Source organism: Bradyrhizobium sp. Ec3.3 (assembly GCF_000472925.1).
GTDB lineage: Bacteria > Pseudomonadota > Alphaproteobacteria > Rhizobiales > Xanthobacteraceae > Bradyrhizobium.
The window spans coordinates 122,021-136,480 of record NZ_AXAS01000003.1; the positions used below are offsets into that span (position 1 = coordinate 122,021).

Below are 14,460 nucleotides of genomic sequence, written 5' to 3' on the forward strand. Positions count from 1 at the left end.
GAGGATGCAGATCTAGTTGAGGCGAAGATCAAACTGACCTGCGCCAGGGAATAAGCATCGATACGCGCTGTTTGTATTGCCGGTACTCGTCGCCAAACAGCGCGACGAGGTCGCGCTCCTCGAGCGTGATGCCGAGCAGGATGTAGAGCGTGATCACGGATGCAAATAGCAGGTGCCCCACGGTCATGGTCGGCGCGGCCCAGACTGCGATGATGAAGCCGAGATAGAGCGGATGCCGGACGAATTTGTAGAACAGCGGCGTCCTGAAACGCGGCGGCGAGGCCTGCTTGTCGACCAGTTGCTGCGTCACCTGCTGCAGACCGAACAACTCGAAGTGATTGATCAGGAAGGTCGAGGTGAAGACCAGCACCCAACCGGCGAAGGATAGCGTGACGATGGTCACGGCGACATCCGGGTCCTGGACGTCCCATATGATCGCCGGCAGCGGCCGCCACTGCCAGAACAGAAGCAGCAGCGACAGGCTCGCCAGCAACACATAGGTGCTGCGCTCGACGGCCTTTGGCACAAACTGCGTCCACCACTCCTTGAACTGCTGCCGTGCCATCACGCTGTGTTGAACGGCAAACAGCGCCATCAGGAGCAGATTGATGACGACGGCCTCGATCGCCGAGGAATCGGTTCCGGTGTCGATGCTTTTCGGCACCACCAGGCCCGTGATGAAACCGATGGCGTAGAGGATGGTCGCGAGAAATACGAGATAGGCCGCAATTCCGTACAGAAAGGCGATGAACCTGAACACTTTGGAGCCCACGACATTCTGGCTGATAGAATGAACTTGCTGATCCAGTTGGGTCATAGACAGCTCCGTTGTGCCGAACGACTGGCACTCATTAAGTCGCTGCACCCTGCCGGATCGGACGTCCCCAGGCTTTTGCGGACGATTGATTTTCGCCTGAGACGACGCTGATTTTTGCTTGAGACGATGAGACGTGCGATTTCGCTTTGAAAATCATGTGCTGGACTGCGACCTGCGCGAGCTCACGCGTGACGGCGTTCCGGTTCCATTGCAGCCGCAGGTATTCGATCTGCTCGTGCACCTCGTCGCGCAGCGGGGCCGCGTCGTCACGAAGGACGACCTGATCAGCGAGGTCTGGGACAACCGCATCGTTTCGGACTCTGCGCTGAATAGCCGCATCAACGCGGCGCGAAAGGCGCTCGGCGACGACGGCGCGGCGCAGCGGCTGATCAAGACCATCCCGCGCAAGGGTTTTCGCTTCGTCGGCGAGGTGCTGGACGAGACGCCGGCGCCGCCTGCGGCCGAGACGAAGGCGCTACGAAGCGCGCCCGAGCGCCCGGCGATCGCGGTGCTGGCGTTCGAGAACATGAGCGACGACCCCGAGCAGGAGTATTTTTGCGACGGGATCGCCGAGGACATCCTCACCTCGCTGTCGAAGGTGCGCTGGTTCCTGGTGATCGCCCGCAACTCGTCCTTCACCTACAAGGGACGCGCCGTCCATATCAGGCAGATCGCCGAGGAGCTCGGCGTCGGCTATGTCGTCGAAGGCAGCGTGCGCAAGGCCGGCGGCAGCGTGCGGATCACTGCGCAGCTCAACGATGCCGTCACCGGCAGCCACATCTGGGCCGAGCATTACGATCGCGAGCTCGGCGACGTCTTCGCCGTTCAGGACGAGATCACCAGCGCGATCGTCGCGGCGATCGAGCCGCAGATCTATGCGGCGGAGAATTTTCACGCCCGGCGCAAGCAGCCGGCGAGCCTGGACGCCTGGGACCTCGTGATGCGAGGGCTGTCGCACTACTGGCGCGTGACGCGGCAGGATCATCTGATGGCGCAGGCGCTGCTCGCGCAGGCGATTGCGATCGATCCCGACTATGGCCAGGCGCAGTCGGTGCTGGCGGCAAGCCACATGTTCGGCGTGCATCTCGGCTGGGCGGAGCTTGCGACCGCCGCGCCGATCGCGGAAGCAGCCGCGCTCGCGGCGGTCAAGTGCGACCATGAGGATGCCTGGGCGCATACCGCGCTCGGCAGCGTCTATTTCTCGACGCGGCGGCTCGACGACGCGCTGTCGGAGTTCGAGCAGGCGCTCAGGCTCAATCCGAATTTCTCGCTGGCGCAGGGCTATTACGCGCTGGCGCTGTCCTATGCCGGCCGTTCGAGCTGCTCGTTCGACGCGGCGCAAAAGGCCATCCGCCTCAGTCCGCGCGATCCGTCGCTCGCGATCTACTACGGGATCGCCGGCTATGCCCGCTTCACCGAGCGCCGCTATGACGAGGCGATCGCACTTGCCCGGGAGGCGATTCGCCACCGCGGCGATCTTACCGGCGCCTATCGCGTGCTCGCGGTCTCGGCCGGAATGGCCGGCGACCAGGAGCTCGCCGCGACCGCCTTGCAGGAGCTGCGCCGCACCCAACCCAACATCTCACTCGCCTGGATCACGACGCAACTGCCCTGGCGGAGCGAAGCGGATCGCGAGCATTATCTGGAGGGATTTCGAAGGGCGGGATTGAGGTGAGGAAGATCAAACGCTCGATGCGAATTCGTCGAGCACCTTGTTGAACGCCTCCGCCTTCTCCCATTGCGGCGCATGGCCGGCGCCGTCGATCACCTGCACCTCGCCGCGCCACAGCGTCGGCGCCGCCAGTCGCTGGAGATAGCGGAGATCGACGATCTGCTCTTCACGGCCGTGGACGATCGCAAGCGGAATTTTGAGATTGCGGACGATCTCGGCCTCGTCGGAGATGCGGCCGGCCTGGACGTTGGCGCCGAGATAGCCCCGAGCGTTGCCGTCCGTGTTGCGGAAGTCCACGACGACGAAATCGGGAATCGGCGCATAGCCCGGCGCGAAGGCCGATTTCGTCCATTCCTCGATCTCGGCCTCGCTCGGCTTCGGCGTGAACACCGTGGCCGACAGGCCCTTGAAGCCGGAAAAGCCGTCCGGCGCCTTGCCGATCGGCGGCGTGCCGAAGATCATCAGACCGGCGGCCATCGGCAGCGCGGCCGCCGCATTGAGCACGGCATGGCCGCCGAGGCTCCAGCCGACCACCACGGCGTTTTTCAGATCGAGCTCACGGGCGATCGCGGCGATCACTGACGCATAGCCACCACCTGAATAATCGGCTTCAGGATTGGGCGGCGGCGACGACGCGCCGTGGCCCGGCAGGTCGATCGCGATCACACGGAATTTTGCCCCCAACGGCCCCTGCAACTGCTTCTGCCAGATCCGGGACGAGGACGAATTGCCGTGGATCAGGAGGATCGGGCGGCAGGTGCCTGCGCTCTCAAAGCCGGCGATTTTCTGGGCGCCGATCTGCAAGCTCAGCGGGCGCAAGGCGGGTCCTGGAAAAGGCCGATCATTCATGATCCACCGATCTGGTTGTTGAAACTGCTTTTGGCGATCGGACGCATCTTGGCACGCGGCATGGAACAGTGTCATCACCTTTGCGGTGATCCGGACATGACGCGATCCGCGAAATTGACCTGCATCAATGGCCGTTGACTGCCCGTCCGCCACACTGTCTGAGGACGGGAATTCTCGATGCAGGTTCGCAATTCAGCCGAGGGCTATGGCGCGGTCGCGATGACGCTACATTGGGCCGTCGTGACGCTGGTGTTCTGCGCGTGGCTGCTCGGGGAGTTCGGCGACGCGTTGCCGCGCGGACCGCAGCGCGAAGCCGGCGAGCTGATCCACATCTTCCTCGGGCTTCTGATCCTGGTGCTGGTCGCCGTGCGGCTGTGCTGGCGTCTCACCGATCCGCCGCCCGCGCCGGATGCCGCGATCGGCCCCTGGAGCGAGCGCGCGGCGAGCGCGATGCACTATATAATGTATGCGCTGCTGGTCGCCGCGCCGGTCGCCGGCATTCTGGTACAATTCGCCCGCGGTCATGCCTTGCCGGTGTTCGGCCTGGTCGAAATCGCCTCGCCCTGGGCGGCCGACCGCGCTTTCGCCCGCGACGTCAGGGAAGTGCACGAGGCGCTCACCAACGCGCTGCTGATCCTGGTCGGGCTGCACGCCGCAGCCGCGCTTCTTCACCACTACGTGCTGCGCGACCGCACCCTGAAGCGCATGCTGCCGTGGTCGCGGGGCTAGCCTCTTGGCGCCGGCTTCTTGCGAAGGTGCACGACGACGTCGAGCCGCACGATATCGTGCCCCGGCAGCGCCTCCGGCAGTTTGGTGAAGCTCAGCCCCTCGGAGACGTCGACCAGAATGTCCTCGCCTTCGAGGTAGAAGTGCGGATGCACGCTGGTGTCGGTATCGAAGAACGATTTCAGGCCGTCGGCTGCGATCCGGCGCAACAGGCCCGCCTCGGTGAACTGGTTCAGCGTATTGTAGACGGTTGCGAGCGACAGCCGCATGTTCGCCGCGATCGCCTCCTCGAACAGCGCCTCTGCCGTGACATGCCGGTGGCCGTTCAGGAACAGGAGCTGCCCCAGATCTACGCGCTGGCGTGTCGGTCTCAATCCGGCATCGCGCAGCAATTGCACGCAGCGGGCAAGGCCGATGTCGTCGGCGGTCTCCAGCGTGACTTCGCCTGCGTCAGGTGAGGAGATATCGGTCGAAAGGACGTCCATTGCCAATCCGCTGTTGTTGCCATCGGATCGCAAAAGCGAGGCGTTGGCTTTGATCCGGATCAAATTCAGCGGACGGGACGGTCGAGCGAACCTCTACCGATTAGCGAGCAACTGCCTCCACGCCGTCATTGCGAGCGCAGCGAAGCAATCCAGCGTCCCTCCGCGGAGAGATTCTGGATTGCTTCGCTACGCTCGCAATGACGAGCTTGTCGCGACAGCACGACGCTTCATCAGACGGGCGAGCGGCCGCCGCGGCAAAGTCCTTACTTTGCCTTCACCTGCGCCGGCTTCGGCGGCGGCGCGGCGGCCCATTCCTTGTCGGCGCGGGGACCGTTGACGTCGCCGGTCAGGCCGACGAGCTGGCCGGGCTGGACGTCGAGGGACTGTTGCCAGGTCTGGGTCTGGCACAAGAACCTGATCAGGCAGCCCTTGAGCTTCAGTCTGTCGGCGGCCTCGCGCCACAGCGAGACGGAATAGCGCTTGCCGTCCTCGGCATTGTAGATCTCGCCAACAAAGCGGCCCTCCGGTGTCGCCTCGAGGCCCAAGATGAGCTGATGGCCGAGCAGCGCGCGGGCGCGCTCGTCGGGATCGGGATTTTCACTGTCGCGGAGCGGTTGGCCGCGCGCATCCAGCGGGGTCTTCATCCAGACGATGAAGCCGCAGATGCGGTCGCTCCCCAAACCGCAGCGCTCGAGCCGGATGCGGGCGCGGCCGTCCTCGGTGACCCAGGTGCCGGCGGGATCAGTTGGGCTCACCGCCCCGGCGCGGCCGTCGAAGATCATCAGCGCGACGGTGATCGCGACGCGGACGACGATGCGAAGAAGGATGTTCATCTTTCGGCGGCCTCTCTGGCTTCAGTTCAGTTGCGCCATGAAGGCGTCGGCGCCCTTGTCGATGCCGGCCGTGGCGGCGGCGAGCGAGCCGACGCTCGCCTTGATGTCGTAGGCGCCGGGATATTGCTTGGTGACGTAAGCGCTGAGCAGGCGCGAGGTCGAGGCGTCGAAGATCTCGACGCCGTAGATGACCGAGCCGGTCAGCGTGCCCTCGCCATCGCGCGCGGCCTGCACGCCGTTATAGACGGCGCCCGCGACATCGAAGCGCGACAGCGTGCCGAGCACCGGCGTGTTGGCGACTGCGCCGGTCAGGGTGAGCCGCACCCGCAGCGTGTTCGGCCCGCGGGCAGTCACCAGCGCAAAGCGGCTGCGCAGCTTGTCGGCGAAGCGGTTCTGCATGTAGGCGGCGAGCGTCGCCTTGTCCTTGTCGGACATGTCGCCGAACTGATGATCCTTGCCGCGGTAGATTACGACGGGGTCGAGGATGACTTTATTGTAGGTGCGCCAATCGACCTGCGTGGCGTAGCGGTAGGGCACGCGGCCGGAGGTGTCCGACTTGTCCGGCGCCATGTAGGCCGACGAGGCCATCTCCGAATAGGGCACCGGCGTCACGCTGGCGCAGCCGACCACGACGGCGCACAGCGCAAGCGTTCCCAGACCGCGCATGGCGATCGAGCGATCCATTCCTCACTCCTCTTAAGGCGCGACGCGAGGCAGCGGCGACCGCAGCCGCGTACGGGACAAGAACGCGGCTGCGGTGCTCACAATTACCGACCCAAGGCATCTTCCGGGGCCATGATCCGAAGCCTTGGGCCGGGCCTCAGTGTTTTCGCTTATAAAACCGACTAGTCGGTTTGTAAAGTGCCAAGAGCGGGTGATGCCGTTTGGCCGCAGACCGGGCCGACGAGAGGATCGAGGCAGAATCGTTAACGGCGAATCAGGCGCGCTTGCGCGCGGTCGCGCTCTTGGCGGGTGTCGCTGCACCCGCCTTCACGGCGCGCGGCTTGGCAGGCTTTTCCAGCGCGCTCCACTGGCTATCGTCGAGCAGGCGCGCGAACAGGCGCTGATGCTCCTCCTTGCTGAGCGGCGACATGCCGAACAGGCCGCTGAGCAGCAGTCCGCGTGCAGCGGCCCAGCGCAGCAATGCAAGATCCGGGTCGGCGGCCTCAGCCTTGATGGCCGCGACCCTCTTCATCTCGCGATCGCGCGGCAGCGACATCAGGCCCGGGTTTTCGACCATGGCCGCGACCAGCGCCAGCGCCGCCGAATTCGGCGACGCGGCCGCTTCGCGGACTGTCGCGAGCTGGGTCGCGAGCGCGGGATTCGCGGAGGTGGCGCTCACCTTCGCCATGTAGCCTTTGGAGAACTCCTCGAAATGCGCCATCTGCCGCTCGAGCAACGCCTTGAGCACCGCTTCCTTGGTGCGGAACTGGTGCATGACGCCGCCCTTGCTGAGGCCGCTCTCGCGCGCGATGGCGTCGAGCGTGAGGCGGCCGGGTCCATCGCGCGCAATGATGGCAATCGCCGCTTCAAGCGCAGCGTTGCGAGATCGTTCCGAGCGGGTGGCGTTGTCCATGGCGGACTTGTCTCCGTGACAGGGAGATGAATCAAGTGAAAACAGGATCGCGCTGTACGTTTTTTGTGCGACGACTGTCGAGACTTTCATCTTGCGGCGCGGAACGGGACCTGTGAGCCCACGCGCGAGTGCTCGCGGCCATGCCGGACGGAAAGAGCGCGCGCCGGCGGCGTGATCAGTCGCGCGGACGGCGCGCCTCGCGACGGTGAGCTTCCTTCACCTTCGCCACGCCGTGCAGCATCGCCTTGAACTCCTTGATCGCCTTGTCGCGCTCGAGCGTCCCATCGGCCTCACCTTCCAGATGCTCGATGACGACCAGCAGCGCATCCGCGATCTGGCCGATCTGCCTGCCGTAGCTGCCGACATCCGACAGCACGTCCCTCTCGACCTCGGGCGCCGAGGACTGCCCGACCGTGATGTTGACCAGCCCGAACTGGCTGCCAGTGGGGCTGAAGAACGACGGATAGATGGACTGCACGACATCCCCCGACAGGGGCAGCTTGAACACAGGCATGCGATTTCCCCTCGCTGACGCTCGACCGGCAAGGGGAACATTAGCACGACCACGCCCGCCTTCGGATCGGCCCGAATCAGCGCTAGTGCATTCACCTCATCGACTTCGCTTACTCGAGGTGACATGACGGGCCCCGAACTGAAGCAATTGCGCGCCGACCTGTCCGAAGCGATCGGCCGGGAGCTCACGGTCGCCGACATGGCGAAGCTGTGCGGCCTGCCGGCCGCGAACGGAACCGTGACGATCCGGCGCTGGGAGGTGCGCGGCCCGAGCGCGTCGGCGGCCAAGGTGCTCGGCGTGCTCGCGATGGCGAGCGAGCGCTATCCGATCCTCGACAAGTTCGACATCTTCGATCGCCACACCATCGCCGAGAAGGATCGGCCCGCACAGCGCCAAAAATTTCGCGAGCAGATGCGCGAGGAAGTCCGCAGGCGTCTTGCTTGACGAAGAGCGGCCGATCGTCTCCTCAAGCGCTGCGCGTTAAGCCTTCCTTCACCGTTTCTTAAGCTGCCGTTAAGCACGAAAAGCATTTGCCGGCCAATGCGTTGGGTTGGCTGCCGCTGTGCCACGCATGTGACAGCATTTTAGTCAAAAGCCCGCTATCTGCGAAGCAACGACGGCGCGGGATGCGCGCCTGCCGGGAATGAAGTGTTGGAGTTAGAGACGATGAAGAAGATTCTGTTCGCGACCGTTACGCTGCTCTCGTTAAGCGCGGCCGCGCCCGCCGTCGGTGCCGATCTCGGCGCCCGCCCCTATTACAGCAAGACGCCTGCGCCGGCTTATGTCGCGCCGATCTACAACTGGACCGGCTTCTATCTCGGTGCGCATCTGGGCGGCGCGTTCTCGAGCGACAACAATTTCAACGGCCTCTCCACCGGCAACAACGGCAACGGTCGCTTTCTCGGCGGTCTCCAGGTCGGCGCGGACTGGCAGTTCCACCCGAACTTTGTGGTCGGCGTCGAAGGCCAGTACTCCTGGCTGTCCGGCAGCGTCGGCGCGGTGTTCCCGAGCGGCTACGCCTACACCAACGACCAGCGCGGCCTCGGCTCGATCACCGGCCGCGTCGGCTACACCTGGGGTCCGGGCCTGCTCTACGTGAAGGGCGGCTACGCCTATTCGAACAACAACGAGCATGTGACGCTCGGCGGCGCGCCGGTCGCGTTCGCGATCTCCGGCGATCATCGCAACGGCTACACCGTCGGCGCCGGCCTCGAATACATGTTTGCCCCGAGCTGGTCGGCCAAGGCCGAGTACCAGTACTACAATTTCGGCAGCGCCACCTTCACCGCTCCGGCCGCGCTGGTGCCCGCCGGCAGCTTCACCACCGACGACCACACCGTGAAGGCGGGCGTCAACTACCGCTTCAACTGGGGCGCCCCGGTGGCCGCGCGTTACTGATCGCTAACCACAACTGATCCTGCGGAAGGGCCGGCAGACTCGCCGGCCCTTCTTTTTTCGCCGTGTGGAAAGAGCGCAAGCGATTGCGCCACTTGCGATTTTTTAACTCGCTCCCCCGATACTGCCGGCCGCAAAACATAAAGTAATCGGCTGGGGGAATTCTGATGGCGATCCGTGTGAGCCTGGGCAGATTCAGGCCTCGTGTCTCGTTGCCTAAATGGGGTGTGCGCGGCAGCCTGTTCGCTGCCTTCGCAGTGATCGCGGGCATGGGCCTCGTGATCTCGGCGGGCGCCGGTTACGTGCTGCAAAATCTCGGCGAGCGAATGATCGACCTGAGCGGACGGGACATCCCGCGCCTCGCCGCAAGCCTGCAATTGTCGGCACTGAGCGCGAGCCTCGCGGCACAGGGACCGGCCCTGCTCGCCGCGCCGAGTGAGGACGCGCTGAACGAGCGCACCAAGAAGCTGAGGGAATTGCAGCAGCAGGTCCAGCAGAAGCTCGGCGAGATCATCGAGCTCGGCGCCGACAAGACGATCGTCACGGGACTTAACGACACCATCAAGAATCTCAATGAGGCAGCTCAAAGCCTGACTTCGGCCGCGCGCGAGCGGCTCGACGTCGCGGCCCTTCACGACAAGCAATACGATGCGCTACGCAAGGCGCAGGGCGATTTCGTCGGCGCGGCAAGTCCCGCGATGCTCAATGCCCAAACCCAGGTGAACGCGATTCTCGGCTCGGCGAACCTGTCGGCCGAAGACGCCACCGAAGCCGCGCAGACCGTCGGCCAGCTCGGCAATGTCGTCGCCAGCGGCAATCTCGCGGCGGCCGACATGAGCGCAGCGCTCTCGGCCAATACCGCCGACAAGCTCGACGACATCCAGAAGGATTTCAAGACGGCCCAGGGCCGCCTGCGGTCCAACCTCGACCTGCTGCCCGACAATCAGGGCAGCAAGATGCTGCGCGAGACGGCCGAAAGGCTGCTGGCGCTCGGCACCGGCAAGACCGGCGTGTTCAACCTGCGCGAGAAGGAGCTCGACGCCACCGACTACGGCCAGACCGTGCTCGACGAAACCCGCAAGCTCAATGTCGGCCTCGGCATCAGCGTGCAGCAACTCGTCGAAGGCGTGCAGAAGGAGACCAACGACTCGACCTTCCAGGCGCGCAGGCAGATTTCGTTCGCCACCATGGTCATGTTGGCGCTGGGCGCGCTGACCCTGGTCGGCTCGGTGCTGTTCGTCTGGCTCTATGTCGGACGCAACATCCTGCGCCGCATTGGCGGACTGCAGCGCGCGATGCAGCTGCTCTCGACCGGCGATCTCGACGCAGAGATCGTCCGCACCAAACACAATGACGAGATCGGCGCCATGACCGATACGCTTCAGGTGTTCCGCCAGAGCATGATCGAGGCCCGCGCGCTCTCCAGCGAGCAGGACAAGGACCGCGCCGCCAAAGCCGAGCGCGCCGCGCGCATGGAAGCGCAGATCGGATCGTTCGAAGGCACCGTGCGAACAGCCATCGACAACCTCGCTCAATCGGCCAATTCGATGCAGACGACCGCGCAGAGCATGTCGTCGACGGCCGACCAGTCCAATGCGCTGGTCAACGCCGTGGCGTCGGCCGCCGAGGAGACCTCGGTCAACGTGCAGACGGTGTCGGCCGGCACCGAGCAATTGTCATCGTCGATTGCCGAGATCAGCCGCCAGGTGGTCACCTCGGCGGAGATCGCCAAGAAGGCGGTCATCGAAGCCGGAGCGACCGATGCGACCGTGCAGGGCCTCGCCGACAGCGCGAGCCGCATCAGCGTGGTCGTCGATCTCATCCAGACCATCGCCTCGCAGACCAATCTGCTCGCGCTCAACGCCACGATCGAAGCGGCACGCGCCGGCGAAGCCGGCCGCGGTTTCGCCGTGGTCGCCTCCGAAGTGAAGAGCCTTGCAAGTCAGACCGCGAAGGCCACGGACGAGATCCGCACCCAGATCGCCAGCATGCAGCAGGTCACGACCTCTGCGGTCGGCGCGATCAGGGGCATCGGCCAGATCATAGGCGAGATCAACGACGTGACCACGGCGATCGCCGCCGCCGTCGAGGAACAGGGTGCCGCGACGCACGAGATCGCCCGCAACATCCAGCACGCCGCCGGTGGCACCAGCGAGGTCTCCAGCAACATCGTCGGCGTCTCCACGGCCTCGGCCGAGGCGGGCGCCGCGGCGACGGAGGTGCTGAGCGCCTCCGATGCGCTGCGCCGCGAGGCCGACGTGCTGCGCGGGGAAATCGACGCGTTCCTCAGCAATATCCGCGCGGCGTGATCGTCATTCCGGGGCGGTGCGCCAGCACCGAACCCGGAATCGCGCGCCACTACCTCGGGATTCCGGGTTCGCGGCTTTGCCGCGCCCCGGAATGACGTCGTGTCCGCCCGCCGGAATGACGGCCATGCGAACGTCACCCCGCGTGGTTTTTCGGCTGGCGTCCCGCCCGATGTGCGGGTACCGATAGTGCATGCATTCGAAGAGCGACAGTGTGCAGTCCTCGGCCGAGGCCCTGCGCTACCCCTGGGAACAGCACCCCGGCCCTGAAGAGGTCGTGGAGGTGCGTCCCGGCGTGTTGTGGGTGCGGCTCAAGCTGCCGTTCCGCCTCAACCACGTGAACATCTACCTGCTCTCCGACGGCGACGGGTATGCGATGATCGACTCCGGCTTCGGCAATGAGGAGACGATCGAGGCCTGGACGAAGCTGTTCGACGGGCCGCTGAAGGGCGTCAACATCTCGCGGCTTATTGTCACTCACTCCCATCCTGACCATGTCGGGCTCGCGGGCTGGATCGTCGAGCGGTTCAACTGTCCGCTCGAGATGTCGCAGGTCGAGTATCTGCAATCGGTCTACCACCAGAATCGCGGCACCGAAGAGCGGCGCAACGCGCAGCGGTTGTTCTTCCGCCGCCACGGCATGGACGAGACGCTGACCGACAAGCTGCTCGGCCGCGGCCAGGAATATCTGAAGCGCGTGTCGGTGCTGCCGGCCTCCTACCGCCGCATCTCGCATGGCGACGAGGTCGTGATCGGCACGCGCCGCTTCAAGGTGATCACCGGCGGCGGGCACGCGCTCGACCAGGTGATGCTGTATTGCGCCGACGACAAGCTGTTCCTGTCCGCCGACCAGGTGCTGAGCAAGATCTCGCCGAACGTCAGTGTCTGGGCTGTCGAGCCCGACCAGAACTCGCTCGGCGAATATCTGGCCTCGCTCGCGAGCCTCACCACGACGCTGCCCTATGACGTGCTGGTGCTGCCCGGCCACGGCGTGCCGTTCTACGGATTGAAGACCCGCATCAAGCAGCTCGCCGATCATCACGAGGAGCGCTGCCGGATGATCGCGGAAGCCTGCCGCGAGGTGCCGCAGACCTCGTCCCAGCTCGTGCCGGTCGTGTTCCACAAGCACGTGCTCGATCCCCACCAGATGGGCTTTGCCGCGGGCGAGCTGATCGCCCACGTCAACTACATGCTCGTCGAGGGACGACTGACCGCCGAAGAGAAGGACGGCATGCTTCAGTTCAGGACGACCTGAGCGCTCGGCTCACTTCATCTGCGCGATCGCGTGCATCGCCGCGATGTAGCCATAGGGCCCGAGCCCGCAGATCACACCGGTTGCGACGAACGAAATCTTCGAGTGCCTGTGATATTCGTCGCGGGCGTGGATGTTGGAGATGTGCACCTCCAGCACGGGGCCCTCGAACGCCTTGATCGCGTCCATGATCGCAACCGACGTGAAGGAGAAGCCGGCCGGATTGATGATGACGGCATCGGCATCCTGCCGCGCCGACTGGATCAGGTCGACGAGGACACCCTCGTGGTTGGACTGGTGGAAGGCAACCGTGAGTCCGAGCTTCGCGGCGGCCTCCTCGCAGCTCGCCTTGATCTCGGGAAGCGTCGTCGTGCCGTAGATGTGCGGCTCGCGCACGCCGAGGAGATTGAGGTTCGGGCCGTTCAGGATCATCACTCGTTTCATAGCGCTTCCCTTTGCATGAGCTGTTCGCCGGGCCGGCGGCACCGCAGCCATTTCAGGAGAAGGGCCACGAGCCAGGCTCAGCCGGTTCCGCGATCATGACCGGCGAAGCGCCATGGACAAAATGTCCATGCCGCCTGAGCGCGACGGCGCAGCCCAAGCGGCCGGCTCCCCCGCCGCGACGCGGTGGCACTAGCCGGTTGATCCACATCAATTATTACCGATGGCCCGCCGCTATGAATGGCGCTGCCCGCCGCACCGCCAAATGTGGGCTGGTACATAGACATTGGAGCTGGAAAAGCTCTAAGAAGAAATGGCCGCATGGGCCCAGGTTCAGCCGCAGGTCTGCCGATGGATTACAACGCGTACTTCAATTCCGCCCTCGACCGCCTCCACGCCGAGCGGCGCTATCGCGTCTTCGCCGATCTGGAGCGTATCGCCGGCCGGTTCCCGCATGCGATATGGCACTCGCCCAAGGGCAAGCGCGACGTCGTGATCTGGTGCTCCAACGACTATCTCGGCATGGGCCAGCACCCGAAGGTGGTCGGCGCCATGGTCGAGACTGCGACCCGGGTCGGTACCGGTGCGGGCGGCACGCGCAACATCGCCGGCACGCACCATCCGTTGGTGCAGCTCGAGGCCGAGCTCGCCGATCTCCATGGCAAGGAGGCCGCTCTCCTCTTCACCTCCGGCTACGTCTCGAACCAGACCGGGATTGCGACCATCGCAAAGCTGATCCCGAACTGCCTGATCCTGTCGGACGAGCTCAACCACAATTCGATGATCGAGGGCATCCGTCAGTCCGGCTGCGAACGGATCGTGTTCCGCCACAACGATCTCGCCGATCTCGAAGCGCTATTGAAGGCCGCCGGCCCGAGCCGGCCAAAACTGATCGCCTGCGAGAGCCTCTATTCGATGGACGGTGACGTCGCCCCGCTCGCAAAAATCTGCGACCTCGCCGAGAAATACGGCGCGATGACCTATGTGGATGAAGTCCACGCGGTCGGCATGTACGGCCCGCGCGGCGGCGGCATCGCCGAACGTGACGGCGTGATGCACCGCATCGACATCCTGGAAGGCACGCTGGCGAAAGCCTTCGGCTGCCTCGGCGGCTACATCGCCGCCAATGGCCAGATCATCGACGCCGTGCGCTCCTATGCGCCAGGCTTCATCTTCACCACCGCGCTGCCGCCGGCGATCTGCTCGGCCGCGACCGCCGCGATCAAGCATCTGAAGACCTCGAGCTGGGAGCGCGAGCGCCACCAGGACCGCGCCGCCCGCGTCAAGGCGATCCTCGATGCCGCCGGCCTGCCGGTGATGTCGAGCGACACCCACATCGTGCCGCTGTTCGTCGGCGATCCCGAGAAGTGCAAACAGGCCTCCGACCTCCTGCTCGAAGAGCACGGCATCTACATCCAGCCGATCAACTATCCCACCGTGGCCAAGGGCACCGAGCGGCTGCGTATCACGCCCTCGCCCTATCACGACGACGGCCTCATCGATCAGCTCGCTGAAGCCCTGCTCCAGGTCTGGGACCGCCTCGGCCTGCCACTGCGCCAGAAATCTCTGGCGGCGGAGTAGGTCCTTCTTCAAC

The 14,460-nt window shown here is 64.9% G+C and carries 15 protein-coding genes; 7 read left to right on the top strand and 8 right to left on the bottom strand.

Annotation, left to right across the window (positions count from 1 at the left end; all coding sequences use genetic code 11):
• Positions 1–28: 28 nt before the first annotated feature.
• Entirely contained in the window at positions 29–817 is a 789-nt protein-coding gene (gene mddA / locus YUU_RS0105080) for a methanethiol S-methyltransferase (RefSeq protein ID WP_027521403.1), read from the bottom strand.
• Positions 818–950: 133 nt separating this feature from the next.
• Between mddA and YUU_RS0105085 the strand changes: the two genes are divergently transcribed.
• Positions 951–2,492 (top strand): winged helix-turn-helix domain-containing tetratricopeptide repeat protein, encoded by a 1,542-nt coding sequence (locus YUU_RS0105085; RefSeq protein ID WP_027521404.1) that lies wholly within the window; start codon positions 951–953, stop codon positions 2,490–2,492.
• Positions 2,493–2,498: 6 nt separating this feature from the next.
• Here YUU_RS0105085 and YUU_RS0105090 read toward each other — a convergent pair whose 3' ends face one another.
• Positions 2,499–3,308, bottom strand: coding sequence for an alpha/beta fold hydrolase (locus YUU_RS0105090; protein ID WP_027521405.1), 810 nt, complete (start codon positions 3,306–3,308; stop codon positions 2,499–2,501).
• A 207-nt stretch (positions 3,309–3,515) separates the two neighbouring features.
• Between YUU_RS0105090 and YUU_RS0105095 the strand changes: the two genes are divergently transcribed.
• Entirely contained in the window at positions 3,516–4,067 is a 552-nt protein-coding gene (locus YUU_RS0105095; RefSeq protein WP_027521406.1) for a cytochrome b, read from the top strand.
• Here YUU_RS0105095 and irr read toward each other — a convergent pair.
• The 5 genes from irr to YUU_RS0105120 all read right to left on the bottom strand — a co-directional run bounded on the left by irr (position 4,064) and on the right by YUU_RS0105120 (position 7,472).
• The gene (gene irr / locus YUU_RS0105100; protein ID WP_027521407.1) at positions 4,064–4,549 is read right to left on the bottom strand and encodes a Fur family transcriptional regulator Irr; all 486 of its coding nucleotides are present in this window, start codon (positions 4,547–4,549) and stop codon (positions 4,064–4,066) included. The genes YUU_RS0105095 and irr overlap by 4 nt on opposite strands.
• A 263-nt stretch (positions 4,550–4,812) precedes the next feature.
• The gene (locus tag YUU_RS0105105; protein WP_027521408.1) at positions 4,813–5,382 is read right to left on the bottom strand and encodes a DUF2147 domain-containing protein; all 570 of its coding nucleotides are present in this window, start codon (positions 5,380–5,382) and stop codon (positions 4,813–4,815) included.
• Positions 5,383–5,403: 21 nt separating this feature from the next.
• Positions 5,404–6,066 (bottom strand): DUF3313 domain-containing protein, encoded by a 663-nt coding sequence (locus tag YUU_RS0105110; RefSeq protein ID WP_027521409.1) that lies wholly within the window; start codon positions 6,064–6,066, stop codon positions 5,404–5,406.
• Positions 6,067–6,319: 253 nt separating this feature from the next.
• Positions 6,320–6,958 carry a TetR/AcrR family transcriptional regulator gene (locus YUU_RS0105115; protein ID WP_027521410.1) on the bottom strand — a complete coding sequence of 213 codons (639 nt, stop codon included), beginning with the start codon at positions 6,956–6,958 and terminating at the stop codon, positions 6,320–6,322.
• Between the two features lie 175 nt (positions 6,959–7,133).
• Positions 7,134–7,472, bottom strand: a complete 339-nt coding sequence (locus YUU_RS0105120; protein WP_027521411.1) for a hypothetical protein — start codon at positions 7,470–7,472, stop codon at positions 7,134–7,136.
• A 123-nt stretch (positions 7,473–7,595) separates the two neighbouring features.
• Here YUU_RS0105120 and YUU_RS0105125 point away from each other — a divergent pair, with 123 nt between their 5' ends.
• From YUU_RS0105125 to YUU_RS0105140, 4 genes are all read left to right on the top strand, one after another.
• Positions 7,596–7,916 carry a hypothetical protein gene (locus tag YUU_RS0105125; RefSeq protein WP_027521412.1) on the top strand — a complete coding sequence of 107 codons (321 nt, stop codon included), beginning with the start codon at positions 7,596–7,598 and terminating at the stop codon, positions 7,914–7,916.
• A 222-nt stretch (positions 7,917–8,138) separates the two neighbouring features.
• A complete protein-coding gene (locus YUU_RS0105130; RefSeq protein ID WP_027521413.1) occupies positions 8,139–8,870 on the top strand; it encodes an outer membrane protein in 732 nt (243 codons plus the stop codon).
• A gap of 164 nt (positions 8,871–9,034) precedes the next feature.
• Positions 9,035–11,176 carry a methyl-accepting chemotaxis protein gene (locus YUU_RS0105135; protein WP_027521414.1) on the top strand — a complete coding sequence of 714 codons (2,142 nt, stop codon included), beginning with the start codon at positions 9,035–9,037 and terminating at the stop codon, positions 11,174–11,176.
• Positions 11,177–11,366: 190 nt separating this feature from the next.
• Complete coding sequence (locus tag YUU_RS0105140) at positions 11,367–12,428, top strand: MBL fold metallo-hydrolase (protein WP_027521415.1); 1,062 nt, start codon at positions 11,367–11,369, stop codon at positions 12,426–12,428.
• A 9-nt stretch (positions 12,429–12,437) separates the two neighbouring features.
• Here YUU_RS0105140 and aroQ read toward each other — a convergent pair whose 3' ends face one another.
• Positions 12,438–12,869, bottom strand: a complete 432-nt coding sequence (aroQ, locus tag YUU_RS0105145) for a type II 3-dehydroquinate dehydratase (RefSeq protein ID WP_027521416.1) — start codon at positions 12,867–12,869, stop codon at positions 12,438–12,440.
• 348 nt (positions 12,870–13,217) lie between these two features.
• Here aroQ and hemA point away from each other — a divergent pair, with 348 nt between their 5' ends.
• The gene (hemA, locus tag YUU_RS0105150; protein ID WP_027521417.1) at positions 13,218–14,447 is read left to right on the top strand and encodes a 5-aminolevulinate synthase; all 1,230 of its coding nucleotides are present in this window, start codon (positions 13,218–13,220) and stop codon (positions 14,445–14,447) included.
• The last annotated feature ends 13 nt before the right edge of the window (positions 14,448–14,460 follow it).

What these genes read in the sequence shown, in the direction of transcription:
- mddA (WP_027521403.1), bottom strand. Translation starts at nt 817, where the DNA reads ATGACCCAACTGGATCAGCAAGTTCATTCTATCAGCCAGAATGTCGTG.
- YUU_RS0105095 (WP_027521406.1), top strand. Translation starts at nt 3,516, where the DNA reads ATGCAGGTTCGCAATTCAGCCGAGGGCTATGGCGCGGTCGCGATGACG.
- irr (WP_027521407.1), bottom strand. Translation starts at nt 4,549, where the DNA reads ATGGACGTCCTTTCGACCGATATCTCCTCACCTGACGCAGGCGAAGTC.
- YUU_RS0105105 (WP_027521408.1), bottom strand. Translation starts at nt 5,382, where the DNA reads ATGAACATCCTTCTTCGCATCGTCGTCCGCGTCGCGATCACCGTCGCG.
- YUU_RS0105110 (WP_027521409.1), bottom strand. Translation starts at nt 6,066, where the DNA reads ATGGATCGCTCGATCGCCATGCGCGGTCTGGGAACGCTTGCGCTGTGC.
- YUU_RS0105115 (WP_027521410.1), bottom strand. Translation starts at nt 6,958, where the DNA reads ATGGACAACGCCACCCGCTCGGAACGATCTCGCAACGCTGCGCTTGAA.
- YUU_RS0105120 (WP_027521411.1), bottom strand. Translation starts at nt 7,472, where the DNA reads ATGCCTGTGTTCAAGCTGCCCCTGTCGGGGGATGTCGTGCAGTCCATC.
- YUU_RS0105125 (WP_027521412.1), top strand. Translation starts at nt 7,596, where the DNA reads ATGACGGGCCCCGAACTGAAGCAATTGCGCGCCGACCTGTCCGAAGCG.
- YUU_RS0105130 (WP_027521413.1), top strand. Translation starts at nt 8,139, where the DNA reads ATGAAGAAGATTCTGTTCGCGACCGTTACGCTGCTCTCGTTAAGCGCG.
- YUU_RS0105135 (WP_027521414.1), top strand. Translation starts at nt 9,035, where the DNA reads ATGGCGATCCGTGTGAGCCTGGGCAGATTCAGGCCTCGTGTCTCGTTG.
- YUU_RS0105140 (WP_027521415.1), top strand. Translation starts at nt 11,367, where the DNA reads ATGCATTCGAAGAGCGACAGTGTGCAGTCCTCGGCCGAGGCCCTGCGC.
- aroQ (WP_027521416.1), bottom strand. Translation starts at nt 12,869, where the DNA reads ATGAAACGAGTGATGATCCTGAACGGCCCGAACCTCAATCTCCTCGGC.
- hemA (WP_027521417.1), top strand. Translation starts at nt 13,218, where the DNA reads ATGGATTACAACGCGTACTTCAATTCCGCCCTCGACCGCCTCCACGCC.